Here is a 23849-nt window from a genome sequence, read left to right on the forward strand (position 1 = left end):
TCTCCTATCAGAGTTTCACGCCGCTGAACGACATGAAGGCAAGCGCCATCAGACCAGCGGTGATGAAGGTGATGCCGATGCCCTGCAGGCCATCGGGGATATCGGAATACTTCAGCTTTTCGCGCACACCAGCCATTGCAGTGATTGCCAGTGCCCAACCGAAACCGGAGGAGACGCCGTAGGTCGCAGCCTCTGCCAGATCGTAACCACGTTCCACCATGAACAGTGAACCACCAAGGATCGCGCAGTTCACCGTAATCAGCGGCAGGAACACACCCAGCGCATTGTAGAGCGGCGGGAAGTATTTATCGAGAACCATCTCAAGGATCTGAACCAGTGCCGCGATCACACCGATGTAGGAAATCAGGCCAAGGAAGGTCAGGTCTACATCAGGGAAACCGGCCCATGCCAGCGCGCCGGGCGCCAGCAGGTAGGTCAGGATCAGGTTGTTGGCCGGCACGGTGATCGACTGCACGATCATCACCGAAATCCCCAGACCAATCGCGGTCGAAATCTTCTTCGACACAGCGATAAAGGTACACATGCCCAAGAAGAAGGACAGCGCGAGGTTTTCAACAAAGATCGCTTTGACCGCGAGGGAGAGCAGAGCTTCCATCAGTGGGCCTCCACAACTTGAATTTTATATTCACGCTCTTCCACCTGTTCCGGCTTCAGCGTGCGGAAGGCCCAGATGATCAGACCGATGATGAAGAAGGCCGACGGCGGCAGCAGCAGCATACCGTTGGGGACATACCAGCCACCGTTGTTCACGGTTTCCAGAATGGTCACACCGAACAGCGAGCCTGCACCAAACAGTTCGCGGATCACGCCAACCATCATCAGGATCAGACCGTAGCCCAGACCGTTGCCGATACCGTCCACGAAAGAGGCGATCGGCGGGTTCTTCATTGCGAAGGCTTCGGCGCGGCCCATCACGATACAGTTGGTGATGATCAGACCCACAAAAACCGACAGGGTTTTGGAAATCTCAAAGGCGTAGGCCTTCAGCACCTGATCCACCATGATCACCAGCGATGCGATGATCACCATCTGCACGATGATACGGATCGAGCTGGGGATCTGGTTGCGGATCATCGAAATGAACATCGACGAAAACGCAGTCACCAGCGTCACCGCGATGGACATAACGAAAGCCACCTGCAGCGACGAAGTCACCGCCAGTGCCGAACAGATGCCAAGAACCTGCAGCGTAATCGGGTTATTGTCGACCATCGGGTCGATCAGCAGTTCTCTTTTGGTTTGTGCCATCAGATCTCTCCTGCTTTGAGGTTGGTCAGGAAGGGGGCAAAGCCCGCTTCGCCCATCCAGAATTTCACCAGATTGTCCACACCGCGCGACGTCAGCGTGGCACCGGCCAGCGCGTCTACGTGATATTCAGCCCCAGCGGCAGGCACCGATTTGGCAACGGTGATCTGCAGCATGCCGTTTTCATCGGCCAGCTTCTTGTCACGCCACAGCGATTTCCAACGCGGGTTGTCCACCTCTGCACCCAGACCGGGGGTTTCGGCGTGGCTGTAGAACTGCAGACCGTAGATGTCGTTGCCGTTCTCTTCCAGCGCGATGAACCCGTACAGGGTCGACCACAGGCCATAGCCGTGGATCGGCAGGATCACCTTGTCGATGGCGCCTGCGTCGTCACGCAGCAGGTAGACGGTGACAAACTTCGACTTGCGGCCAATCGCGGCCGGATCGTCGGTCAGCGCAACCGAGGTGTCAGGGTTGTCCGCAGAGGCGCGGTCATCAAAGGTTTTGGCGTCGAACTGATCGGTGAAACGACCGGTTGCCAGTTCCAGCACATGCGGTTCAAAGGCCGCGAACGCCTCTGCCACATCAACGCCTTTTTCATAGACGCCTGCGACCTGCAGAATGTTAACCTGCTTGTCTTTCAGCTTGTTCACCTCCTGCGCGGGGCGCAGGGCGACGGCCACGGCCGATACGATCATCGACGCGACCAGACACAAGGTCACAGCCACGAACAGGGTCTTGGGCAGCGTGTCCGCCGGCATCGCCAGAAAACGGCCGATCGCGCCTTTGGGGGCAGTGTTTTGCACGTTCTGATCCTCAGACATTGCGACGGGCCCTCCGCTTGATGTTGGCCTGCACGACGAAGTGGTCGATCAGCGGCGCAAAGACGTTGCCGAACAGGATCGCCAGCATCATGCCTTCGGGGAAGGCAGGGTTGATCACGCGGATCATCACCACCATCACACCGATCAGCGCACCGTAGATGTAGCGGCCCACATTGGTGTGGCTGGCCGACACAGGTTCGGTCACCATGAACACCAGACCAAAGGCATAACCGCCCACGACCAGATGCCAGTACCACGGCATTGCGAACATCGGGTTGCTGTCGGACCCGATCAGGTTCAGCAGCAGCGAGAAGCCGATCATGCCACCCAGACAGCCCAAAACCAGACGGAAGTTGGCAATGCGGGTCACCAGCAGGAAGGCCAGACCAATCAAACAGGCCAGAGTCGAGGTTTCGCCGATGGAACCAGGGATCGTACCGATAAAGGACGAGGTCCAAGTCAGACCCTCAGCCGCCAGCGCCTGAACGCCATCTGCAGCGGTCACGGCCAGTGCGGTTGCACCGGTGAAGCCATCCACAGGCACCCAGATCGCGTCACCCGACATCTGCGCCGGATAGGCGAAGTACAGGAACGCACGACCCGTCAGCGCGGGGTTGAGGAAGTTTTTGCCAGTGCCGCCAAAGACCTCTTTGCCGATCACAACGCCGAAGGAAATCCCCAGCGCAACCTGCCACAGCGGCGTGGTTGCGGGCATGATCAGCGCATAGAGCATCGAGGTAACAAGGAAACCTTCGTTCACTTCGTGGCGACGCACGGTAGCGAACAGCACTTCCCAGATACCGCCAACCACCAGCGTGGTGATGTAGATCGGCAGGAAGTACAGCAGCCCGTGCAGGAAGTTCGCCAGCGGGTTCTGCGGGTTAAAACCGATGCCGAAAAATTCGATCAGCGCCGCACGCCAGCCGGTGGCCGGGAAATCGGCCAGCGCGGTGTTGGCCTGCAGACCCACGTTATACAGACCCATGATGATACAGGGGATCGTCGCGATGACCACATAGGTCATGATCCGCTTCATATCGACATAGGACCGTGCGTGAGGCGCGGCGGTGGTTACGGTTTTCGGGGTGAAGAGAAAGCTCTCGACCATTTCGTACATCGGGAAGTACCGCTCATAGCGGCCACCCTTAACGAAATGGGGCTCGATGCGATCAAAGAAACTGCGGACGCCCAAGCGTTAGCCCTCCTTCTCGATCTTGGTGAGGCAATCGCGGAGTGCGATGCCGTATTCATATTTAGCGGGGCAGGCAAAACCCATCAGGCCCAGATCCTCTTCGTCGAGTTCCAGAGCGCCAAGGGCTTGTGCCTGATCGGTGTCCATCACCAGCATTGCGCGCAGCAGTTGCGTGGGCAGGAAATCCTGCGGCATCAGCTGCTCGAAGGTGCCAATCGGCACCATGGCGCGGCGGCCACCGTTCAGGTTAGAGGTCAGGTTGTAGATCTTCTTGCTGAAGGCCGATCCCAGAACCGGCTGAACAGCGTATTTCGATGCCATCGGACGAATCCAACCCATCGGGATCTGCTTGTGATCTTCTTCGATCAGGGTGATCTGACGTGCGTAGCGGCCCAGATAGGCGCTGACGCCTTCACCAGCGCGGCCCGACAGGATCGAACCGGATACGATACGCAGCGGGGTGTCTGTTGCCAGATCCTCTGCCAGCAGGTCGGTCATCGACGCACCAACAACGGTGCTGACCAGACGCGGGCGTTTGACCATCGGACCGGTCAGCGCAACCACACGGTCGGCAGGATAGATACCGGTTTCCAGCAGGCTGCCGATGGCCATCACATCCTGATAGCCGATGGTCCAAACCATCTTCTCAGCGGTCGGCGGCTCAAGGAAGTGCATGTGCGTACCCGCCAGACCTGCGGGGTGCGGGCCAGAGAAGCCTGCCGCCTCAACACCTGCCAAATCGCCACCGGGCACATCCGCGCCGATTTCGTGGCACAGGTAGGTCTTACCCTCGGTCAGCGCGGTGATCGCGGCCAGACCTTTGGTGAAGGCGGTGGGTGCCATCGCGATGATACGCGCGGCATCAGCGGCCAGCGGTTCGCTGTCCATCGCGGTCACATAGATCGCTGCCGGGCGGTCGCTGGATGCTGGCACCTTGGAATAGGGACGGGTGCGGAACGATGTCCACAGACCGGCGGCGCACAGGCGTTCTGCCAGACCTTCGGCGGTGCTAACATCACCAACAGCCGAGAAGTCCACCGGATCTGCCGCAGCAGCGTCCACTTCGATCTCAACACTGATCAACGCGCGGCGAGCACCACGGTTCACAGCCTTGATTCGACCGGACACGGGCGCCACGACTTTTACATCGGGGGTGTCTTTGTGGGCAAAGATCGGTGCGCCAGCGGCAACAACGTCACCTTCCTGAACATCCAATCGAGGTTTGAGCCCGATGTAGTCCGCGCCCAATACGGCAACGGTCTTTACATCCACTGGGGTAATATCCCCCTGATCCGGGGCACCGGACACAGGGAGGGTGAGGCCTTTTTTCAGTTTAAACTGCTGCACGTCCACTACGCTTTCGCTGTCACGGGCGCGGTATTGTTACCACCGCGCAATTTGAGGCACCGGATATTCGATGTGCAGGGTGAAGCCACGGGTCAAAACGAGATTGCGGCAATATGTCGCAAGTCACCTCGCGCATGTGTGCGTATACGTCAGGCCAGCAAACAAGAGAGTTCCTCAGTGACCCAAAGCATCAAATTCTCCCGCCGTACCGTCCTGTGGCTCCCCGTTGCGCTGGCTGCCTGCCAATCGCGTTCCAACGTGATTGAGATGTCGGGCGTCACCATGGGGACGACCTACAAGATCACCGCTGTAGATCACAAAAACGCCGTTACCCAAGCGCAGGCTCAAGACGCTGTCAACATGGCATTTGCTCGTGTTAACACATTGATGTCTAATTGGGATTCCAATTCCGAAGTGTCGCGCCTGAATGCCGCCAACGCCGGTCAGACCATGACCGTATCGCCTGAATTGGCCGAAGTGCTGCAGGCAGCCAATGACATCAACGCCGCCAGCGACGGCCAGTTTGACGTCACCCTAGGCCCGCTGATCGACCTCTGGGGCTTCGGCGCCAAAGGCACCACCAGCGCCGCACCGTCGGACGCCGAAATCGCCCGCGTTGCCGCTGTAACCGGGCAGCAAGACGTGCTGGAGATTCGCGGCAACCAAGTGCGTAAGCACAAAAATGACGCAACGATCTATCTGTCGGCCATCGGCAAAGGTTTCGGTGTTGATGCCGCAGGCAAGGCACTGGCTGAACTGGGCCTGCAGGATTACATGGTCGAAGTAGGCGGCGATATCGTCACCGCAGGCAAAAACCCTGATGGTCTGGACTGGCGCATTGGTGTGGAAACCCCGCTGACCGCCTCGCCGGCGCTGCAGCAGGTTGCCAAATTGTCGAACATGGGTCTGGCCACCTCGGGTGATTACCGCAACTACTTCGAACAAGACGGTCAGCGTTTCTCGCACATTCTGGACGCCAAAACCGGCCGCCCTGTGACCCACCGCACTGCATCTGCAACCGTACTGGCCGACAACGCCATGCTGGCAGACGCATGGGCCACCGCGATGCTGGTTCTGGGCAAAGAGCGCGGCATGGAAATCGCCAAGGAACAGAACCTCGCCGTTCTGTTCATCGAGCGCGGCGACAGCGACTTCGTCACCACCGCAAGCCCGCGTTTCCAAGCACTGCAAGCCTGATTTAAAGGAGGCGCATCATGCAAACCTTCCTGTTCACCTTTGCCTTCTTCGCGGTTGTGATGATCGGTATGTCGCTTGGCGTCATGCTGATGGGCAAACGCATCAAAGGCAGCTGCGGTGGCCTCAACGCCATTGCGGATGCGGATCATTGTCTGGTCTGCAAAAAGGAAATCGACCCCGACAGCCCGCTGCGGGAACGTCTGGCCTGCCCCCGCGCACGCAAGATGGTCGAAGACATGGAAACGCAGTAAACAACGCGCCCCTGACGACAAACAAAACGCGGCCCCATGGGCCGCGTTTTTTGTTAGAACCACTAGGGCAACCCAATTGTTCATTGGCGCCTAGACGGCAATCGGTACAAAGCCCAAAACCAGCAAACACAGGCCAGCGATACCACCGCAAACCCATAGTTGCCACGCTGGGCCTTCGGCCTTCCAGACCGACCGATATCGGGTGCCAGCCAGCACCGCGATCACGAACAAAACAGTGGCAACAGACGGTGCCAGCACCAGTTCACCGTTCATAATGGAATTTGACAGCACTTTGATTTTCCTTGCCTAAGGGCCTCTCGCTGCGCTTCACTGACATGGCATCATGGGTGCGATCAAGTCAGGAGGAGAGGAAAGATGCCAACATCATACCAGCCACCGACCCGCGGCGACAGCGCGTCAGCGCAGCGCACGAGCAGTCAAAGCCTACAAAGCAACACCTTCGAAACCAGCTCCACCGTTGCTGATCTGTTGTCCGGCAAGGACCGTGTGGTGCATTCAGTGACACCCGACGACACATTGAGCGACGCTGTCCGCATCCTACGCGACCAGAAAATTGGCGCTTTGGTGGCGGTGAACCTTGATGGGTCGCTCTGCGGTATCCTGTCGGAACGCGACATTGTGCGGCAACTGGCGGAATCCTCGGCGCCGGATCAAACGCTGGCCTTGCGCGTCAGTGATATTATGACCAGCGACGTACGCAGCTGCACGCCAGATGACACGCTGATGTCTGTTCTGACCACCATGACCGAAGGCCGCTTCCGTCATATGCCCGTACTGGATCAGGATCGGCTGTGTGGCATGATCACCATCGGTGACGCGATTCAGCATCGCCTGAAACTGCTGGAACACGAAGCCCTACAACTGAAGCAACTGATCGTGGGCTAAAACAGGCGCTCTTCGATGGTCACGAGACGCGTCCGGCGTAAGCGTTCACGATATCATTGGAAACGGAGAGGGGCAGCGCCCCTCCCCCATACGCGATGATCAGCGTAGTCGCTGCAGGGTATGCACCATCGTTGCGCCAAACTCAAAGAACGCGCCTTGAGCCGCGGTGAAGCGTTCGGCGTAGGCTTCGACCGGGGCAACAGGCAGCGCGTCTGTTGTACCAGACAAAAGCGCCTGTGCCGCAGCCGACCCAAAGACCGTTCCCGGACCGATCCCACGCCCTGAATAGCCAAAGATCGTGTAGGCATTCGGCCCAAAGACCTGAACCTTGGGAATATGATCACGGGTCATTGCGATGCGCCCGCTCCAATGATGCTGAAATGGCAAATCGCCTAGTTCAGGAAACAGGCTGCGCAGTTTGTGACGCGCCCAACCGGCATGCAGTGCGCCGCCCAGCCCGTTGCTGTTCCCCATTCCGCCAACGATCAATCGCCCAGCCGCGTCGCGGCGCACCGACGACATAACCTGCGCCGTGTCCCAGCATCCTTCGCCCGCAGGTAAAATGCGCGCCTGCTGTTCCTGACTAAGTGGCGCTGTGGCAAACTGGCAATAATTTACGGGGACATATTGTGGTCGCGCAGGTAACGCGGCGGCCTCGGCATAGGCATTGGTGGCCACCAGCAGCGCCTTGGCGCGCAGGCTGCCCTGTTCCGTGGACAGATGCCACATCCCCCCTTCGTGCCGAAGCGCCTGAACCGCGGTTTGCGCAAAAATCTGCGCCCCAGCCGCCTGTGCTGCGCGCGCCAGCCCGTGACAATAGGCCAAAGGTTGCACCGTCCCCGCCGACGGGTTCAGGAGCGCACCGTGAAAAGCACCAGATCCGGTACGTTGTTGAGTTTCCTCGGCATCCAGCAGCTGTAGCGCTGCGCCGAACTGATTTCCCTGCCGGAACCTCTCTTGCAGGTCTTGCAAACCGCTGGGCGCATGCGCGAGGTGCAGTGTGCCGGCGCGGGTCGCCTCGCAGGGGATGTCATGGCGGTTGATGAGGTCGAAAACCATGTCCGGCGCCCGCGCCAGAACATCAATCAGGTGCCGCCCGGGTGCATCACCCATTTGATCTACGATGGTTTCTGGCGGCAACCAAAGCCCGGCGTTCACCAATCCAACATTCCGCCCGGAACCGCCAAAGCCGATATCGTGCGCCTCAACCAAGGCAACGCTGGCACCCGCAGCCGACGCTTCAAGCGCAGCTGCACAGCCTGTGAAACCACCGCCGATAATCGCCAGATCAACGCTTAGCTCTTGGGTCAGCGGGCCGCATTCGGCCCGCCGGGTCAGACTATGGGCCCAAAGGCCCTGGTCTGTGTTTGCCTGATCAAATGTCAAACTTGATTCCCTGCGCCAAAGGCAAGTCACGCGAATAATTGATCGTGTTGGTCTGGCGCCGCATGTAGCCTTTCCACGCATCCGATCCGCTTTCACGTCCGCCGCCTGTTTCCTTTTCCCCGCCGAACGCTCCGCCAATTTCTGCACCGGAAGGCCCGATATTCACATTGGCGATGCCGCAGTCCGATCCAGCAGCCGACAGGAACAGTTCCGTTTCACGCACGTCAGTTGAGAAGATGCAAGACGATAGGCCTTGCGGTACGGCGTTTTGCAACGCAATCGCCTCGTCCAGATCACGGTATTTCACCACGTACAGGATCGGCGCAAAGGTTTCATGGTGCATGATTGCGCTTTGTTCGGGCATTTCGACAATCGCCGGGGTCGCATAAGCCGCCGCGCCGTGAGTGTCGCATAGCGCCTGACCACCACCATGAACGGTGCCACCTTCGGCGCGGGCTTGTTCCAACGCGTTATCCATGGCCTGCAACGCCCCCGTATCAATCAGCGGACCTACCAGCGTGGCCTGATCCAGCGGGTCGCCAATGGGCAGACCTGCGTAGGCTTTGACCAGACGCGGCACCAGTGCATCATAGACATCTTCGTGTACGATCAGGCGACGCAGGGTGGTGCAACGTTGGCCAGCCGTGCCGACAGCAGAAAACACAATCGCGCGCAGCGCCATTTCCAGATCCGCAGACGGGGCCACGATCATCGCGTTATTGCCCCCCAGTTCGAGGATGGTGCGGCCCAGACGTTTCGCCATATCCGCTGCAACCGCACGACCCATCGGCACGGACCCAGTGGCGGAAATCAGCGCCACCTTGGGATTGGCGGTCAGTGCCTCGCCCAAATCGCGTTCACCGATCAAAACCTGCGTCAGCCCTTTGGGCGCATCGTCGCCAAACTGTTCGCACACACGATCGCAGATTTTCTGCACCGCCAGCGCGGTCAGAGGTGTCTTTTCGGACGGTTTCCAGATCACCGGGTCACCGCACACCAGTGCCAACGCCGCATTCCAGCACCAAGGCGCCACGGGGAAGTTAAACGCGGTGATCACGCCACAAGTGCCCATCGGATGCCATGTTTCACGCATCGCGTGCCCCGGACGTTCCGAGGCGATAGTCAGCCCATAAAGCTGGCGTGACAGGCCAACGGCAAAGTCACAGATGTCGATCATCTCTTGGACTTCGCCAAGGCCCTCTTGGTAAATCTTGCCGCATTCCAGCGTGACCAGCGCGCCCAGTGCCTCTTTCTCGCGGCGCAATTCTTCGCCAAGCAAACGCACAAATTCACCACGGCGCGGTGCAGGCACGGTACGCCACTGCAAAAACGCCTCATGTGCCAGCGACATCATCTGATCAGCCTCATCAAGGCTATGCATCGCCAATTTGGCAATCTCGGAACCGTCCACCGGCGTATGTACCGCAAGCGTGCCGCTGTTCAGCTCTGCCTCAGTCAGCCCGGCGGCTGCCAAAATTTCTGAAAAACCCATCGTCATTCCCTATTGTCCCATTTCAGGTTTTGTTTGTTTTGATGTTTCCGATCAGACCACCACAGGACGCTGATCTTGTATTCCCATTGAAATCAGCATCGGCGTCTTTTCGTTTGACTGTGCCTGTTCGGATTTGAAGTCGTCTTTGCACTGCATCCCGCGCCAGTCGGCACGGATCAGCGATTGAGCCACCGCCCCCCCCAGCGTGGAGCCGGGACCGGTGACGATGAACATGTCAGGCGCAAATTCGCGCGCAGCCACAGTAATCGCGCGGGTGAAATCATAGACTTCCGTTACCTGATGGCCCAAGGTGTAGTCCCACAACGATTGCAGATCACAGGCACCTGGCCACCAGACAGTCCCCCGTCCATCAATCATCGGCAAGTCAGGTTGCCGAAAGAAAGACGGCGGCAGGGCTGCGCGGCCCTGCGCGGCGACAGGGGCCTGCAGATGACTGTGGAACCCTGCGTGATTGCCCAGCCGCATCGGGAAACGCCCCTGCACAGGATCCACCGTGGCCTCAAAGGCGGACAGCCCTGCCTCATTTCCTGCCAGAACCAACATCCCACCCAGATCAATCGAAAGGGTCAGTACGTGATCTGCACGCGCATCGATGTCTGCAACAACGGACAGAAGGGCCTCACGCCGTGTGGGCTGCGGGCGCCAGTCATCATCAACCCAAGGGTAGATCACCTGCCCACCGATCAGTGCCTGCTGCATAAAGCTGCCCATAGTGTTCGACACCTGAAAGCCATCCACAGCACTGAGCGCCCCGCCACAGGCGAGTGCAGAATACCAGCCCATCGAATTGCCCGTCACCGCAACCACCTCAACCGTGTTGCGGTTGATCGCCATGAAGTCACCCAGCGTCGCAGCGTAGATCAATGCCGAAGCATTGTCGCCGCGGCTGTGGCGCGACAGGGAAAAGCGTTCCGCCCCGTCCAGCGTTGTCAGACTATCCTGCCCCATACGCGCACGTTCAGCGTCGAATTGCGCCATCATGCCCGCGTCAGGGAAATGGCGGCTCAGATACCCCAGTTCGGTCGCGTTGTAGGTGCCGCGACCAGGGCAAATCACTACGGCTGTTTTCTTGGCACTCATGACGTTTTCCCAATCAGGTTCAGGGCGGCGGCGGTGATGCTGTCCTTGGACGGCATCGTGGCGGCGTAGGCCGGGCCAGTAGCGATAAAGCTATCTTCGGCGGTCAACCGGGCCAATTTGGCGTCTGACACCTCGTGGAAATGCGCCATCAACGCCTCGGCCACGCCACCGGAATGACGGGTCTCATCCGCCACCAAAATGTTGTCACAGCCCTGAACCGCCTCTGTCAGCGCGTCCTTGGGCAGCGGCGACAGCCAGCGCATATCTACGATCCGTGCCTTGATCCCTGCCGCCTCAATCGCGGGCAGGGCCTGCTGGCTCAGGTAAACCCCGTTGCCAAAGGTCACGATTGCTAGATCCTGCCCACCGCCATGCAGGCCAACCTCGCCCAGCGCAATCTTTTCTGAAGGATCGGGATAGCGCTGCATCCAACCGCCATCCTTTGCCTCATGCAGGTCGCGCATCGGGTAGAGCGCAATCGGCTCGAGGAAGGCGACAACGCGCTGCTCCTCACGCGCCAAACGCACGCATTCCCGCAGCATCCGCGCCGCATCCGCCCCGTTTGACGGACAAGCCAGAATAACGCCTGGAATATCTCGCAACACGGCGACCGAATTGTCGTTGTGGAAATGTCCACCGAACCCTTTTTGGTAACCAAGTCCCGCAATCCGCATCACCATCGGATTGGTGTATTGCCCCTCCGAGAAAAACGAGAGCGTCGCCGCCTCACCGCGGATCTGATCTTCGGCGTTGTGCAGATAGGCAAGAAACTGGATTTCCGGCATTGGTGTATAGCCGTTCTGCGCCATGCCGATGGCCAAACCCAGAATAGATTGTTCGTCCAGCAAGGTGTCGATCATTCGGTCCGGACCAAAGCGCTGGCGCAGTTTCTGCGTGACGCCATAAACACCGCCCTTCAGGCCGACATCTTCGCCCATCATGACAATTTCGCCATGTTCTAACATCAGATCAGTCAACGCCCAATTGATTAGACGCGACATGATTTGCGGCTCTTCCATCGCACGCAGATCGCTGCCAAAGGCCGCTTCGCGCGCAGAGGCGGACGGACCGTTTGACGGCGCGCATTTCCGCTTCGGCGGAACGAGAGAGGCCATAACATCCTGCGCCGTTTGCAAATGCGGGCGGGTTACGACCTGATCACCGATGCGTTCAATACGCGCAATTGTGTCAGTGTAGATTTTCAACGCCGCGTCTGGCTCCAACGCCCCTGCCGCCTGCATCAGTCGCACCGAATGCAGCAGGGGATCGTTAGCCTCGTCGCGTTCGACCTCGGCTTTGGGCAGGTAGCTGGTCGCAACGTCGGCGCCGGCGTGCCCATAAAGACGCACAGTGCGCACGTGCAGGAACGCCGGTTTCTTACGCTCCCTCACATAGCGCGCCGCCTCAAGTGCGGTGGCGTAGGTGTCGTAGATATCGAGACCATCACAGGCGAAATACTTGATGCCGGGGCGGTTCTGGAAATTGGCGGCGATCCAGCCCTTGGGTGTCTTGGTGGAAATACCGATGCCGTTGTCTTCGCAACAAAACAACAATGGCATAGGCACCGATTGGAACGCGGTCCAACCTGCGGTGTTAAATGCGCCCTGTGCAGTCGAATGGTTGGCCGAGGCGTCACCAAAGCTACAATAGACGATGGCATCATCCGGCAGAACAGCATGTTCCGGACGGTGTCGTTTCGCAGCACCAATAGAATAAGCGGCGCCAACTGCCTTGGGCAAATGACTGGCGATTGTTGAGGTTTGTGGCGGAATATTAAGAGCCTTAGACCCCAGAACTTTGTGGCGGCCACCCGAAATTGGGTCATCACTGGAACAGGCGAAACTCAGCATCATATCCCACGCCATCGACTGGGCTGGGACCTGTTCACCGCGCTGGATTTGAAACGCGGCATCACGGTAATGAAGAAAGGCCATATCGGTTGGTCGCAACGCCGCTGAAACCGCGGCCAGACCTTCATGGCCCGACGATCCGATGGTGTAAAACCCCTGCCCCGCTTTCTGCATCGCCCGACTTTTCAAATCCATCGCCCGCGACAGGCATTCGGAACGGAAAATCGATACAGCCTCTGGTCCTGCCAATGGTCCTGTCGGGGCATTGCCCGCTGGCAAATCCCCCGCAGCAACGCGGGTGAGGAAATTCTTATGCACAATTGCGGCGCGATCCATCGCGTCCTCCTAGTTTGGTTGATCCACGCACTTTCGGCAGCGTCCTGCCGGTCAAAGCTTGGATCGGGTGGGGTCAAAAACTGGCGACAAATTCCGCAATACGGGTAAGGCCAGTGTCAATTTCAGCGTCAGAATAGGCAAAGGACAGCCGCGCATGGCCCGGCAGACCAAATGCGCGTCCCGGCACGATCGCGACGCCCGCCTGTTCCAACAACGTGCTGCAAAACTCCACATCGGTTGCAAAACCACCTGCCGCCATCGCATCGCGAATATCGGGAAACACGTAAAACGCCCCATCCGGCACCGGGCACGTGATCCCCGCCACCCCATTCAGCGCAGTTACCATACGGTCCCGTCTGGCACACATTGCTCTGCGGCGGTCCACCAACAGGGACTGATCCCCTGAAATAGCTTCCAGAGCAGCAGCCTGCGAAATGGAACACGCCCCAGAGGTCACCTGCCCTTGCACAGCGCCCAAAGCGCGTATCATTTCTGCAGGCCCAATGCCCCAGCCGATACGCCAGCCGGTCATCGCGTAGGCCTTGGAAACGCCGTTCACAATCAGTATGCGGTCGGCCAGATCCGGTGCCACCTCTGCAAAAGAAGTGAATGGCGTGTAGCTCAGGTGGGCGTAGATTTCATCCACCAGGACCATCACATGTGGATGCGCACGCAATACATCAGCCAATTCCGCCTGTTCGCCAACACTATAGATTGCGCCACTTGGATTGGACGGGCTGTTCAACATCACCCAGCGCGTTTGGTCAGTGATCGCTGCCGCCAGTTGCGCTGCGGTCAATTTGAACCCCTGCGCCATATCACAGGTCAGCACCACCGGCGTACCACCCGCCATTGCGACAATATCAGAATAGCTGGTCCAGTAAGGCGCGGGCATGATCACCTCGTCCCCGGGATCGAGGGTGGCCAACATGGCATTGGACAGCACTTGTTTCGCACCTGTGGACACAATCACCTGCGCAGCGGACACCCCTGCCTGATCGGCAATCGCCGCGCGCAAATCGACGGTGCCCATCGTTGGCGGATAGGTGGTTTTCCCGTCCAGCGCGGCGCGGTGTGCAGCAGCAATCACATTGTCGGGGGTTGGGAAATCCGGTTCCCCTGTTGAGAGGGCCACAACATTCCGCCCCTCGGCACGCAAAGCGCGTGCGCGTTCGCTGATCTGCACAATCTCGGACAGCTGAATCCCAGACATCCGTGCCGACCGGCGGAAGGAATGTGAGGGATCTGTTTGGATCTGGGACATGGGGCAAACCTAGTATCTTTTCTATTTGCGCAAGATAACACTTCGGCACAAAGAAAAATAACGCTAAGAAATCGCAGAAGTTGGAGAAAAACTCACATGATAGCATCGCGCCGGTTTCTGCCCTCGATCAACTCTCTTACCGCGCTGGAGGCTGTAGACCGCCTTGGCAGCGCCACAGCCGCAGCGCAGGATCTGTCGCTGACCCATTCAGCAGTGTCGCGGCAGCTGAAAGTGTTGGAAGATCAACTGGGCGTCACCCTGTTTGTGCGTGAAGGAAAGGGTTTGAAACTGACCTTGGCCGGTGAAACCTACGCCCAATCCGTGCGAGAGGTTTTAAAACAGCTGGCGCAAGCAAGCCTGAAAGTAAAAGCAACCGGATCACGCAGCAGCCTGAACCTTGCCGTATTGCCGACCTTTGGCATGTACTGGCTGACACCGCGCTTGCGCGCCTTTTGTCAGGCGAACCCTGGCATTCAGATCAATCAGGCGACCCGAGTGTTGCCATTTGATTTTCAGCAAGATCCCTTTGATGCTGCTCTGCATTTTGGAACGCGCAACTGGCCGGGCGTGCATTACCTACCACTGGCGCCAGAACGGGTCATGGCTGTTTGCGCACCTGATTTTACATCCAAGCTGCCAATGGCGCCTGAACACTTGCTGGAATACCCCCTCCTACATCTCGAAAGCCGCCCCGGTGCATGGGAGAACTGGTTTTCACAACAAGGGCTGACCGCAAGTCGATTGCGCGGAATGCTGTTCGATCAGTTCACCAACATGACCGAAGCCGCCGCCGCTGGTTTTGGCGCGGCGCTTCTGCCGGACTTTCTGGCACAGGCGGAAATCGCCCGTGGGCGTGTGGTCGCCGCCTGCGATGAAACCAGTGATGCCGACGGCACCTACTATCTGGTCTGGCCCAAAACCGGCGACCAGAGCGATGCGTTGTCCAAATTGATCGACTGGCTCAAGAATGATGGAAAGATCGCACCATAGCCTATATAATGTCTCCACCATGTGCAGCTGCTGCGCTTGGATTAATTGATTTTAAATATAGGACATAAGCCCATCGGTGTGCAGATTGCACAGAGCCGCCGTCTGGTGCTGTCCGTCAGTCCCGAAAACGAGACAGAAATGACTACCACTCAAAGACCTTTTGTCATCAGCCTGACAACTACCCCCCCTCGGATCGACAAAATCGCCCCAACCTTGCGGGACCTGTTGAACCAGACAGCCAAACCGATCGAAGTTCGCCTAAACCTGTGTCGTAATTATCGGCGTTTCCCGGGCGAACAAGTATCAACCGACAGCCTGCCCGAGGGCATCACCGTGCGCTGGCAAGACGAAGATTTCGGGCCCGCAACCAAAGTGCTGCCTGCGCTCCGCGACTATCAGGGGCAGGACATCGACATCCTATTTTGCGATGACGATCAGAAATACGAACGCGACTGGGCAGCGAAATTTCTAGCTGCACGTCAGGAACACCCCGACAAGTGCCTCGTTGGCAAAGGCTATGATCTAGACGATCGCCCCGTCGGACACCGTTACCTGCGCGACTTTGAAAATCTGCCCCGAGCAAAACGCCGCGAGAAGGGCCGCATCTATCGACTGGCGCGCGCTGCCTCCTTGCTGGCTTACAAACCACAGCCTTACGTCGAAAGCGGCTATGTCGATATCCTCGAGGGGTATCGCGGCGTTATGGTGCGACCGTCGTTTTTCGACGAACAGGTTTTTGACATCCCTGACATCCTGTGGACCGTCGATGACCCATGGCTGTCAGGACATTTGACCCGACGCGGTGTGCCCATCTGGCTGGTGCAGCCCGCCAGCATCCTTAAATCGCCCTATGGGGCACATTACACACATCGCTTGGGCAAGTTTGTCTACCGTGACCACGGCCGTTTGGCCGCGGACAACGCTTGCATTGAATACTTCAGGAACAATTACGGTATCTGGCCCGGGCAACACGAAGCTCCACGTGCAGACTATAAACGCCCGATCTTCCACTGGCTCTATCCGCCAGAACCGATCCTGATTGAACAGGGCGGCAAAACGGGCAGCTGACGCTGCCCGTGTACAAAACAGCGTCAGACCTGTGCGCCATGTCGTTTTAGGAAGGCCGAGATTCGTGCCAGCCCGGCTGTCAGATCGTCAGTCGGGTTGGTATAGCCAATGCGCAGCCATCCCTCCATATCCATTGCGGAACCGGGGGTCAGCATCACGCCTTCCTCTTGCAGTAGCGTGACACAGAAATCACGCGATGACATATCAAGGTCATAACGCAAAAGCGCAGTGGTACCGGATTTCGGCTTCACCCAGCTGATCAGCGGCTCGCCCGCAATCCATTCCTCAAGGATCGCAAGGTTGTCGCGGGTGATCTGACGTGAACGGGACAGAATCTTGTCCCGGTTTTCCAGTGCGATTGCGGCCAGAAACTCGTCAATCTTACCCACTGAAATGGTGTTGTAATCGCGGTGCAGCATCACCTCGTGCAGCATATCCTTGGGCCCAGCAACCCAGCCAACACGCAGTCCCGCCAGCGAATAGGCCTTGGACATGCCCGCGGTGCTGATACCCTTTTCATACAGATCAGCAATCGCAGCCGTCATGCCATCGCCCACCTGATCCGTGCCGCGATACACCTCATCACATAGCAGCCACGCATCGACGGAACGTGCAATTTCCACGATCTGTTCCAGACACGCGCGATCCATCAGCGCGCCAGTGGGGTTGTTGGGATTGTTGATCGCGATCAACTTGGTGTCAGGGCGCACCATCTGGCGCAACTCTTCCAGATCGGGGAGGAAATCGTTTTCCGCCCGCAGGTGCAGCAGCTCAACCTCGGCCCCGATGCTTTCGGGGATGGAGTAGTGTTGCTGATAGGTGGGAATGACGGAAATCACATGATCACCGCGCGCCACCAGCGTCTGATGCACCAGCGAGTTGGCACCAATGGTGCCGTGGGTGGTCAGGATGTTGTCGCGGGTTTGGCGATCATACAGACCGCAGATCGCATCGCGCAGGCGGTCTGATCCTTCGATCGCGCCGTAGGTCATCTGCATCGCGGTCAGTTGCGGCCACAGGGCATCGCCCTGCCCCGACAGTTCTGCCAGATCGCCAAGGGTCATGGCGGTGACACAGGTTTCGGCCAGGTTCAGTTCGCATTTCGTCTCGAACTCATTCATCCACATCTCAACGCCAAAGGGTCGGATATACATGTGCTTGGTCCTTTCGTCCTATGGGGCGTTTCCGCCTTATTTCTGTGCAGCGCGCGCTGCGGTATAAACCGCGCGGGCCATAAAGATGTCTTCCAACCCCAACCCGATGGAGCGGAAGAAAACAGGCGCATCGCCTGTGGGGCGGGCGCAGGCATCGGTTTGCAATTCGGCCAGATCGCCCTTGATCGCGTCAGGGGACCAACCGGCCTCAGCCGCCAGTCGCATTTCACCGGCCGAGGCAGGCGTGGTGGCGCGGTAATCACAATAGACCTCAGCCGCCGACAGGAAGGCCGGATCGACCTCATGTGCGTTGGCCACATTGGTGCTGATTGAGGTGACAAGCGTACCCGGCGCAATCGCGCCCGCGTCAATCACCGGCTGACCGGAGGAGGTGCACAGCATCACAACTTCTGCACCCTCAATCGCCTCTGCCGCGCTGGCAGCAGCCGTCGCGCCCAGATCCTGCCACGCCGTCTGGCGATCCGCATTGCCCGACAGCGACGGCGAATAAACCCGCACATCCGCCCAGTCGCGCAAACCCTTCACGTGACGCAGGTGCGCCTCTGCCACGGCGCCGGACCCGATGATGGCCAAACGTGTCGCCGCAGGGCGCGCCAGATGATCCACTGCCAGCGCGGTGGTGGCAGCGGTGCGTTCGGTGGTCAATCGGCCAGAATCGCACAACATCAGCGGCTGACCGGTTTCTGTGGACATCAGCAGCGTCCATGCGGTGATCAACGCGCCGTCGGGCTGCGGCAGGTAGGGCGACAGTTTGGCGCCAAAGACACCGGCGCCAGTGCTGCCCCCCTGATAGGTGATGAAATCACCCTTGTCTGCGGGCAGCAGGGTCAGGGTTTGGCCGGGCTGAACCGCCTGCCCCTGTCCCAATTCAGAAAACAGATCGCGCATCGCCTGCAACACATCAACCTGCGGCAACAGCTGCGCAACCGCTGGCGCATCAAGGACGAGGGGGGCATTCGGCGAGGTAGGGGCATGTGTCGACATGGGGCATTCCTGCAAGTGGTATTTTGCCCTGCCTACCCCCGATATTCATCACGGAAAATCAGAAACATAAAATGTTTACATCAAATTTTCCGATGCAAATTAGCGATCCAGCGGCACCACGGCCCCTGTGTTCAACAGCGCGCCCTCTAACAGCGGTTGCTGACGTACCTCATCAACAAAACGGCGTAGGATCAGGCTGGGCGCGGATTGGGTGCGATAGACCAGATAGATCGGCGACAGATATTGCAGATCCGGCCCCGTAGGTAGCTTGCACAGATCCGCCAGACTGGCGCCGAAGTAGTCAGGCAGAAAGCCGACGAAACGCCCTGATCGGATCAAGATCGCATGGGTTTCCATCTGATCCACCGTCGCCGCCGGGTGGATATTGCCTGCCTCGCCCCGCGTATCTGTCTTGCGGCGGATAAAGGGGAAGCGGCGCAATTCACCAGCGGTGACAATCAGGGCATGACGGCTCAGCGCCTCAAACCCGATGGTGCCCGCCGCGGCCAGCGGATGATGCGCCGCCGCATATAGGGAATGGCGCTCCTGAAACAGCGGCACATAGCTAAGGCCCGGACGCTTTTCCGGGAACGGACCAATGACCGCGTCGCGTTTACCGCTGTGCAACTGCTCCTCCATCACGGCGGGGGAGACAAGTGCCAGATCCACATGGGTTTGCGGTGCCTTGGTGCTGAACCGCCCCAGCACCTCTGGCAGAGGCCAGGCGCTGTTGTTGAGCATCGCATCCATAATGCCCACCCGCAACACGCCGCGCATGTCGCCTGATATGGTGGCCGTGGCGTTCTGGAACCTGTCAGCGGCGGCGAACAGATCCTCTAACGCCGCCAAAACCTGCTGACCTTCGGGCGTCAGTGCAAAGCCGCCGCGTCCGCGCTGGCACAGGCGAAAACCCAGCCGCGTTTCCAGATCAGACAGTTGGGTCGACAGTGTCGACTGCGACACGTTCAGCGCCGCCTGCGCGGCCACCAGACTGCCCGCGTCAGCAATGGCGCGAAAGGTGCGCAGCAGTTTCAGGTCAATATCGTGAAGGGATCGCATAGATCCTGCCTAATACATCGGCCATGCCGATGCAAAGGCAGGACAAGCCAACAATCACGCAGGATAGGCCTTGGTCATGTAGCCATCCATCGGGGCGCGGTAAGCAGCAAATTCATCCGCGACCGCAGGATGCGCCATCAGCCGTGCCTCATAGGCCAGCACCCCTTCGGGCCATGTGACCTGCAAACCGCAGCCCTTTTCAAATTCGCGGATCCAGCCCAGCGTCACCGCAAACCCACAATCCGCGATATAAAGCGCATCTGGATCCAACGGGCTATGCTCCAACAGCAGTTCCAGCGCCACCATGATGGTGCTGAGGGCATCGCCCAGTTCCTTGACCTTGGCAGGATCGCGCCCCTCATAGGCCACCTGAGGGAAAAACGCGCGTACAGCGGGTTCCAGTTTGGTATCGTGAAAACGGCTCTTCTCTCGTGCCTTGGCGCGCAGCTGCAGATCCTCTGGCATCATCGGCACGTCTGGAAACGCTTCATTCAGGTATTCGGCAATCGCCTCAGAATCCGCCAGCTGCATGCCCTCATGCAGGATCGCAGGCAGGGTGCCCGACGGCACGATCCGGCGGTATTCGGCAGAGCCATAGCCACCGGGCGGGGGCAACTCTTCAAACTCGATGCCTTTGTGGCGCATCAGAATGCGCAGTTTCGCACAATAAAGGGACACCGGATCGGAATACATCTGCAACATGGGGGATCTTTCGTGGTCGTGGAAAATGGAAACGGGGCAGAGGTTCCCCCCTGCCCCGTTCTGTCAGATTAAGAAACGGATCACTCCGCCAGCAGCTGCCATTTGCGGCCCAGCTCATCAAAGAAGCCGCGCTCCTCTTTCAACGCGATCCAGGTGTTCACGTAGTTGATCCAGACCTGATCATCCTGCGGCAACAGCATCGCGATCGGGGTGGGCGAACGGCCTTCGCTTACGGGGACGATCATCAACTGGTCATATTTGGCCACCAGTTTGTTCGCCTCAACGTTAGAGGTGATGTTGGCATCCGCGCGGCCTGCCAGCACCTCTTGGAAGTCACGCGCAGGCGCTTCGACGATGCGGTGGTTGGCGTTGGGGAAATACTGCTTCACCTGCGTTTCCTGCGTGGTGCCCAGCGTTGCGGCAACGGAAACGTCGGCAGTGTTCAGATCGTCCCAATCGTTGAAACGGCCTTCGTTCTTCTTCAGCGTCAGCGGCACGGTCGCCAGCGAGAAGTAGCTGTTGGAATAGCCCGCAGTCTTCGCGCGCGACGGCGAAACAGAGGCGGACCCGGTGATGTGATACTGACCAGAGGTCACACCAGCGACCAGCGTTTTCCAGTCTGTGGGGACAAATTCGACCTCAACCCCCAGATCAGACGCCAGTTCGGTCATCACATCTATGTCATAACCTTCATAGGAATTGGTGGCGACATTGCGCATGGTCATCGGGTTCCAATCGCCCGTTGTGCCCACTTTTAGCACGCCAGTGCTAAGGATTTCGCTCAATGCGGACTCTGCCGAAGCCTGAACACCAGACACAGCCATGACCGCAACCGCGGCAGCAATCTTGAAGAATTTCATATCTTTCCCTTTTCAACCGTTTGCGCATAGCTAGTTTGGCAGAGAGCCGTGGAAAGAGCGACCTTTTAAGGTATCAAATTTTTGTGGCGTAAACTGCACACTGCCAATCCTGCCAAAAGGCCGACCCATCCAATGACCGTAGCCGCCCCCGTACCCGCGCCTGATCACACCGCAGACACACCTCCGGTGATTTCGATGCGCGATGTGTCCAAGTATTTTGATGATTTTCAGGCGCTGAAATCCGTGTCCTTTGACGTGCAGAAAGGCGAGCGTGTGGTCGTCTGTGGCCCATCCGGTTCGGGCAAATCGACCCTGATCCGCTGCATCAACCGCCTAGAGGCGCATGAGGCCGGTGAGATCATGGTCGAAGGCACCACGCTAGACGACACCCGCGCCAGTCTGGACCAGATCCGCGGCGCCGTTGGGATGGTGTTTCAACAGTTCAACCTGTTCCCGCACCTGACCGTTTTGCAAAACCTCACCCTTGGCCCCCGTCGTGTGCTGGGGTTAAGCGAGGAAGAGGCACGCAAACGTGCCATGACCTATCTGGAACGGGTGCAGATTCCCGATCAGGCGGAAAAGTTCCCCCGCCAACTGTCCGGCGGTCAGCAACAGCGCGTCGCCATTGCGCGCTCCCTGTGCATGGAACCGCGTATCATGCTGTTTGACGAACCCACGTCGGCCCTTGATCCCGAAATGATCGCCGAGGTGCTGGAAGTGATGACCGAACTGGCAGACAGCGGCATGACCATGATCGTCGTCACCCACGAAATGGGATTTGCCCGCCGCGTAGCCGATCGCATGGTCTTTATGGACAAGGGAGAGATCGTCGAAACCGGCACGCCCGAAGCGTTCTTTACTGCGCCAAAATCCCAGCGCTGCGCCACCTTCCTGCAACAGATCCTGAACCACTGAGGCGCAGATATGAAACGTTTCCTCCTTCTTCTGCCTGTGCTGTTTTTGCTGTCTGGCTGTTCCGGCAACTGGGGCTGGTATGTCGTTGACCCCAGCACGTCCAACGGCGCGGCGAACCTGCGGTTTCTGATCAGCGGCGCCTATAACACGGTGCTGATGTCGGTCACCGCAATCCTGATTTCCATCACGCTGGGTCTGTTGATCGCACTGCCCGGTCTGTCGGACAAACGCGGCTGGCGGGCGCTGAACCGCACCTATGTCGAGATCGTGCGCGCCGTGCCCATTCTGGTGCTGATCCTATGGGTCTACTACGGTCTGCCGCAGCTGAGCGGTATCACCCTGAACGTGTTCTGGGCCGGTGTACTGGCGCTGGCACTATCAGACAGCGCCTTTCAGGCCGAGATTTTCCGCGCAGGCATCCAATCGATCCACAAAGGCCAGTATGAGGCGGCGCAATCCATATCCCTCAGCTACCGCGACACCATGCGTTATGTGATCCTGCCACAGGCCATCCGCCGCATCCTGCCCGCACTTGGCAACCAGTTGGTTTATATGCTGAAAATGTCATCCCTTGTGTCGGTGATCGGCATGCAAGAATTGACGCGCAAGGCAAACGAACTGGTCGTATCTGAATACCGCCCGTTGGAAATCTACACCGTGCTGGTGCTGGAATATCTGGCACTGATCCTGATCGTGTCGGCCGGTGTGCGCTGGCTGGAACGCCGGATGAACGCAGCAGAAAGCTGACGCCTGACAAAGAAATGCGGGCTGGCGCACTCACTCACCAGCCCGCATTCAACAATTTACGCAAAAGTTCTGCCCGATAATTGCCAGAACCATACCTTCTACAAAAACTCGTCACACATTCCGACCGCCCCCCTAAGGCTGCGCCGCAACGGCACTCTTACCGTGCAGCTTGTATCCAAATTGAATTGCATTAGACATACCGGAAAGCTGTATTCAGCTTGGCAAAGACACGGAATAGAAGCGTCAAAGAATGAGCATTTCTGAAACAGACCAAGAACATGCAGGACATGCTCTCTCCAACATTCGCAACACCTTTGGCTGGTCACAGGATGAACTGGCGGATGCGCTGAAGATCTCGCCTTCGACTTTGTCGCGCTGGGAGCGATCCCCCAAAGTGCTGAACCATCTGGCCGTATCACGGCGCCACCCGAACCGAACGCTGGCCTATCTGCGGGCGATGATTGAACCCAGCATTCTGGACGGGGTGATGGAATCTGACCGGATCGGCGGGCTGTTTTATGGCGAAAACTACGTTCTGGTCGCGGTGACGCAAGGCATGGCGCGGCGCTATCACCTGACCAATGCGGCTGTCGGGTTTCCTGCGATGCCCTTTGTGCGGGGTGTCGCGGCGAAGGTGATTGAACAGCATATCGACCAAATCCGCAGCGTCGCCAAAACACCCGGCGCGGGCGCGATCTGGCGCATTCCTGCGGATCTGTCGATGATCGTCAAGGATGGCTGGACCATCTCCTTCAACGCTATCGGTCAGGGCCTTGTCTCTGCAGATGTGGAACTGATGCGCGACGACGAGGCCCACCTGCACGACGGCGCACCCGTCGAATTTTTCGGGCTGTGATAACCCCATAGCCTGACGACATTTTATCACCGTCAAAGCGATCCAGACACGGCGGCGCTGCGTATAAGGTACAACGTTCCT

Annotated in this window: 24 protein-coding genes; 8 read left to right on the plus strand and 16 right to left on the minus strand. The window is 58.5% G+C overall.

Features of this window, described 5'->3' with window-relative positions:
* Positions 1 to 7: 7 nt before the first annotated feature.
* From nqrE to TM5383_RS06370, 5 genes are read right to left on the minus strand one after another with little or no spacing between them, the layout of a single operon-like run.
* Positions 8 to 616: an NADH:ubiquinone reductase (Na(+)-transporting) subunit E gene (gene nqrE, locus TM5383_RS06350; RefSeq protein ID WP_058318173.1), complete on the minus strand. Its 609-nt coding sequence runs from the start codon at positions 614 to 616 to the stop codon at positions 8 to 10.
* Positions 616 to 1269, minus strand: coding sequence for an NADH:ubiquinone reductase (Na(+)-transporting) subunit D (locus TM5383_RS06355; RefSeq protein ID WP_058318174.1), 654 nt, complete (start codon positions 1267 to 1269; stop codon positions 616 to 618). The genes nqrE and TM5383_RS06355 overlap by 1 nt, the downstream gene beginning before the upstream one ends.
* Positions 1269 to 2090: a Na(+)-translocating NADH-quinone reductase subunit C gene (locus tag TM5383_RS06360; RefSeq protein ID WP_058318175.1), complete on the minus strand. Its 822-nt coding sequence runs from the start codon at positions 2088 to 2090 to the stop codon at positions 1269 to 1271. Before TM5383_RS06360 ends, TM5383_RS06355 begins: the two co-directional genes overlap by 1 nt.
* A complete protein-coding gene (locus TM5383_RS06365) occupies positions 2083 to 3282 on the minus strand; it encodes an NADH:ubiquinone reductase (Na(+)-transporting) subunit B (protein WP_058318176.1) in 1200 nt (399 codons plus the stop codon). Before TM5383_RS06365 ends, TM5383_RS06360 begins: the two co-directional genes overlap by 8 nt.
* A gap of 3 nt (positions 3283 to 3285) precedes the next feature.
* The gene (locus TM5383_RS06370; RefSeq protein ID WP_058318414.1) at positions 3286 to 4629 is read right to left on the minus strand and encodes a Na(+)-translocating NADH-quinone reductase subunit A; all 1344 of its coding nucleotides are present in this window, start codon (positions 4627 to 4629) and stop codon (positions 3286 to 3288) included.
* Positions 4630 to 4806: 177 nt separating this feature from the next.
* On the opposite strand from TM5383_RS06370, the gene TM5383_RS06375 reads away from it, so the two are divergent.
* Both TM5383_RS06375 and nqrM read left to right on the plus strand, forming a co-directional pair.
* Positions 4807 to 5826, plus strand: coding sequence for an FAD:protein FMN transferase (locus TM5383_RS06375; RefSeq protein WP_058318177.1), 1020 nt, complete (start codon positions 4807 to 4809; stop codon positions 5824 to 5826).
* Positions 5827 to 5843: 17 nt separating this feature from the next.
* Positions 5844 to 6077, plus strand: a complete 234-nt coding sequence (gene nqrM, locus TM5383_RS06380) for a (Na+)-NQR maturation NqrM (protein WP_058318178.1) — start codon at positions 5844 to 5846, stop codon at positions 6075 to 6077.
* A gap of 90 nt (positions 6078 to 6167) precedes the next feature.
* Here nqrM and TM5383_RS06385 read toward each other — a convergent pair whose 3' ends face one another.
* Positions 6168 to 6368 (minus strand): hypothetical protein, encoded by a 201-nt coding sequence (locus TM5383_RS06385; protein WP_370695963.1) that lies wholly within the window; start codon positions 6366 to 6368, stop codon positions 6168 to 6170.
* An 84-nt stretch (positions 6369 to 6452) separates the two neighbouring features.
* On the opposite strand from TM5383_RS06385, the gene TM5383_RS06390 reads away from it, so the two are divergent.
* Positions 6453 to 6983 carry a CBS domain-containing protein gene (locus TM5383_RS06390; protein WP_058318180.1) on the plus strand — a complete coding sequence of 177 codons (531 nt, stop codon included), beginning with the start codon at positions 6453 to 6455 and terminating at the stop codon, positions 6981 to 6983.
* 99 nt (positions 6984 to 7082) lie between these two features.
* On the opposite strand, the gene TM5383_RS06395 is transcribed toward TM5383_RS06390, so the two are convergent.
* The 5 genes from TM5383_RS06395 to TM5383_RS06415 all read right to left on the minus strand — a co-directional run bounded on the left by TM5383_RS06395 (position 7083) and on the right by TM5383_RS06415 (position 14412).
* Positions 7083 to 8369: an NAD(P)/FAD-dependent oxidoreductase gene (locus TM5383_RS06395; RefSeq protein WP_231725053.1), complete on the minus strand. Its 1287-nt coding sequence runs from the start codon at positions 8367 to 8369 to the stop codon at positions 7083 to 7085.
* Positions 8359 to 9861 (minus strand): L-piperidine-6-carboxylate dehydrogenase, encoded by a 1503-nt coding sequence (gene amaB / locus TM5383_RS06400; RefSeq protein ID WP_058318181.1) that lies wholly within the window; start codon positions 9859 to 9861, stop codon positions 8359 to 8361. Before amaB ends, TM5383_RS06395 begins: the two co-directional genes overlap by 11 nt.
* 51 nt (positions 9862 to 9912) lie before the next feature.
* On the minus strand, positions 9913 to 10962 hold the full coding sequence (locus TM5383_RS06405; protein WP_058318182.1) for a hypothetical protein: 1050 nt from the start codon (positions 10960 to 10962) through the stop codon (positions 9913 to 9915).
* Complete coding sequence (locus tag TM5383_RS06410) at positions 10959 to 13148, minus strand: dehydrogenase E1 component subunit alpha/beta (protein WP_058318183.1); 2190 nt, start codon at positions 13146 to 13148, stop codon at positions 10959 to 10961. Before TM5383_RS06410 ends, TM5383_RS06405 begins: the two co-directional genes overlap by 4 nt.
* A gap of 73 nt (positions 13149 to 13221) precedes the next feature.
* Positions 13222 to 14412 carry a pyridoxal phosphate-dependent aminotransferase gene (locus TM5383_RS06415; RefSeq protein WP_058318184.1) on the minus strand — a complete coding sequence of 397 codons (1191 nt, stop codon included), beginning with the start codon at positions 14410 to 14412 and terminating at the stop codon, positions 13222 to 13224.
* 96 nt (positions 14413 to 14508) lie between these two features.
* Between TM5383_RS06415 and TM5383_RS06420 the strand changes: the two genes are divergently transcribed.
* Both TM5383_RS06420 and TM5383_RS06425 read left to right on the plus strand, forming a co-directional pair.
* Entirely contained in the window at positions 14509 to 15402 is an 894-nt protein-coding gene (locus tag TM5383_RS06420; RefSeq protein ID WP_058318185.1) for a LysR family transcriptional regulator, read from the plus strand.
* Positions 15403 to 15540: 138 nt separating this feature from the next.
* Positions 15541 to 16470 carry a glycosyltransferase family A protein gene (locus tag TM5383_RS06425; protein WP_143570195.1) on the plus strand — a complete coding sequence of 310 codons (930 nt, stop codon included), beginning with the start codon at positions 15541 to 15543 and terminating at the stop codon, positions 16468 to 16470.
* Positions 16471 to 16493: 23 nt separating this feature from the next.
* On the opposite strand, the gene TM5383_RS06430 is transcribed toward TM5383_RS06425, so the two are convergent.
* The 5 genes from TM5383_RS06430 to TM5383_RS06450 all read right to left on the minus strand — a co-directional run bounded on the left by TM5383_RS06430 (position 16494) and on the right by TM5383_RS06450 (position 21250).
* Positions 16494 to 17624, minus strand: coding sequence for an aminotransferase (locus TM5383_RS06430; RefSeq protein WP_058318187.1), 1131 nt, complete (start codon positions 17622 to 17624; stop codon positions 16494 to 16496).
* A gap of 36 nt (positions 17625 to 17660) precedes the next feature.
* A complete protein-coding gene (locus tag TM5383_RS06435; RefSeq protein ID WP_058318188.1) occupies positions 17661 to 18629 on the minus strand; it encodes an ornithine cyclodeaminase family protein in 969 nt (322 codons plus the stop codon).
* A gap of 99 nt (positions 18630 to 18728) precedes the next feature.
* Entirely contained in the window at positions 18729 to 19688 is a 960-nt protein-coding gene (locus TM5383_RS06440) for a LysR family transcriptional regulator (RefSeq protein ID WP_058318189.1), read from the minus strand.
* Between the two features lie 54 nt (positions 19689 to 19742).
* On the minus strand, positions 19743 to 20390 hold the full coding sequence (locus tag TM5383_RS06445) for a glutathione S-transferase family protein (protein ID WP_058318190.1): 648 nt from the start codon (positions 20388 to 20390) through the stop codon (positions 19743 to 19745).
* Between the two features lie 80 nt (positions 20391 to 20470).
* Positions 20471 to 21250 carry a transporter substrate-binding domain-containing protein gene (locus TM5383_RS06450; protein ID WP_058318191.1) on the minus strand — a complete coding sequence of 260 codons (780 nt, stop codon included), beginning with the start codon at positions 21248 to 21250 and terminating at the stop codon, positions 20471 to 20473.
* A gap of 132 nt (positions 21251 to 21382) precedes the next feature.
* On the opposite strand from TM5383_RS06450, the gene TM5383_RS06455 reads away from it, so the two are divergent.
* From TM5383_RS06455 to TM5383_RS06465, 3 genes are all read left to right on the plus strand, one after another.
* Positions 21383 to 22165, plus strand: a complete 783-nt coding sequence (locus TM5383_RS06455) for an amino acid ABC transporter ATP-binding protein (RefSeq protein ID WP_058318192.1) — start codon at positions 21383 to 21385, stop codon at positions 22163 to 22165.
* A gap of 9 nt (positions 22166 to 22174) precedes the next feature.
* Positions 22175 to 22912, plus strand: a complete 738-nt coding sequence (locus TM5383_RS06460; protein WP_058318193.1) for an amino acid ABC transporter permease — start codon at positions 22175 to 22177, stop codon at positions 22910 to 22912.
* Between the two features lie 250 nt (positions 22913 to 23162).
* Positions 23163 to 23768 carry a helix-turn-helix domain-containing protein gene (locus tag TM5383_RS06465; protein ID WP_058318194.1) on the plus strand — a complete coding sequence of 202 codons (606 nt, stop codon included), beginning with the start codon at positions 23163 to 23165 and terminating at the stop codon, positions 23766 to 23768.
* Positions 23769 to 23849 lie beyond the last annotated feature (81 nt).

This window comes from Thalassovita mediterranea, from assembly GCF_001458435.1.
Taxonomy (GTDB): Bacteria; Pseudomonadota; Alphaproteobacteria; order Rhodobacterales; family Rhodobacteraceae; genus Thalassobius; species Thalassobius mediterraneus.

What these genes read in the sequence shown, in the direction of transcription:
- nqrE (WP_058318173.1), bottom strand. Translation starts at nt 616, where the DNA reads ATGGAAGCTCTGCTCTCCCTCGCGGTCAAAGCGATCTTTGTTGAAAAC.
- TM5383_RS06355 (WP_058318174.1), bottom strand. Translation starts at nt 1,269, where the DNA reads ATGGCACAAACCAAAAGAGAACTGCTGATCGACCCGATGGTCGACAAT.
- TM5383_RS06360 (WP_058318175.1), bottom strand. Translation starts at nt 2,090, where the DNA reads ATGTCTGAGGATCAGAACGTGCAAAACACTGCCCCCAAAGGCGCGATC.
- nqrM (WP_058318178.1), top strand. Translation starts at nt 5,844, where the DNA reads ATGCAAACCTTCCTGTTCACCTTTGCCTTCTTCGCGGTTGTGATGATC.
- TM5383_RS06390 (WP_058318180.1), top strand. Translation starts at nt 6,453, where the DNA reads ATGCCAACATCATACCAGCCACCGACCCGCGGCGACAGCGCGTCAGCG.
- amaB (WP_058318181.1), bottom strand. Translation starts at nt 9,861, where the DNA reads ATGGGTTTTTCAGAAATTTTGGCAGCCGCCGGGCTGACTGAGGCAGAG.
- TM5383_RS06405 (WP_058318182.1), bottom strand. Translation starts at nt 10,962, where the DNA reads ATGAGTGCCAAGAAAACAGCCGTAGTGATTTGCCCTGGTCGCGGCACC.
- TM5383_RS06410 (WP_058318183.1), bottom strand. Translation starts at nt 13,148, where the DNA reads ATGGATCGCGCCGCAATTGTGCATAAGAATTTCCTCACCCGCGTTGCT.
- TM5383_RS06415 (WP_058318184.1), bottom strand. Translation starts at nt 14,412, where the DNA reads ATGTCCCAGATCCAAACAGATCCCTCACATTCCTTCCGCCGGTCGGCA.
- TM5383_RS06420 (WP_058318185.1), top strand. Translation starts at nt 14,509, where the DNA reads ATGATAGCATCGCGCCGGTTTCTGCCCTCGATCAACTCTCTTACCGCG.
- TM5383_RS06425 (WP_143570195.1), top strand. Translation starts at nt 15,541, where the DNA reads ATGACTACCACTCAAAGACCTTTTGTCATCAGCCTGACAACTACCCCC.
- TM5383_RS06430 (WP_058318187.1), bottom strand. Translation starts at nt 17,624, where the DNA reads ATGTATATCCGACCCTTTGGCGTTGAGATGTGGATGAATGAGTTCGAG.
- TM5383_RS06435 (WP_058318188.1), bottom strand. Translation starts at nt 18,629, where the DNA reads ATGTCGACACATGCCCCTACCTCGCCGAATGCCCCCCTCGTCCTTGAT.
- TM5383_RS06440 (WP_058318189.1), bottom strand. Translation starts at nt 19,688, where the DNA reads ATGCGATCCCTTCACGATATTGACCTGAAACTGCTGCGCACCTTTCGC.
- TM5383_RS06445 (WP_058318190.1), bottom strand. Translation starts at nt 20,390, where the DNA reads ATGTTGCAGATGTATTCCGATCCGGTGTCCCTTTATTGTGCGAAACTG.
- TM5383_RS06450 (WP_058318191.1), bottom strand. Translation starts at nt 21,250, where the DNA reads ATGAAATTCTTCAAGATTGCTGCCGCGGTTGCGGTCATGGCTGTGTCT.
- TM5383_RS06455 (WP_058318192.1), top strand. Translation starts at nt 21,383, where the DNA reads ATGACCGTAGCCGCCCCCGTACCCGCGCCTGATCACACCGCAGACACA.
- TM5383_RS06460 (WP_058318193.1), top strand. Translation starts at nt 22,175, where the DNA reads ATGAAACGTTTCCTCCTTCTTCTGCCTGTGCTGTTTTTGCTGTCTGGC.
- TM5383_RS06465 (WP_058318194.1), top strand. Translation starts at nt 23,163, where the DNA reads ATGAGCATTTCTGAAACAGACCAAGAACATGCAGGACATGCTCTCTCC.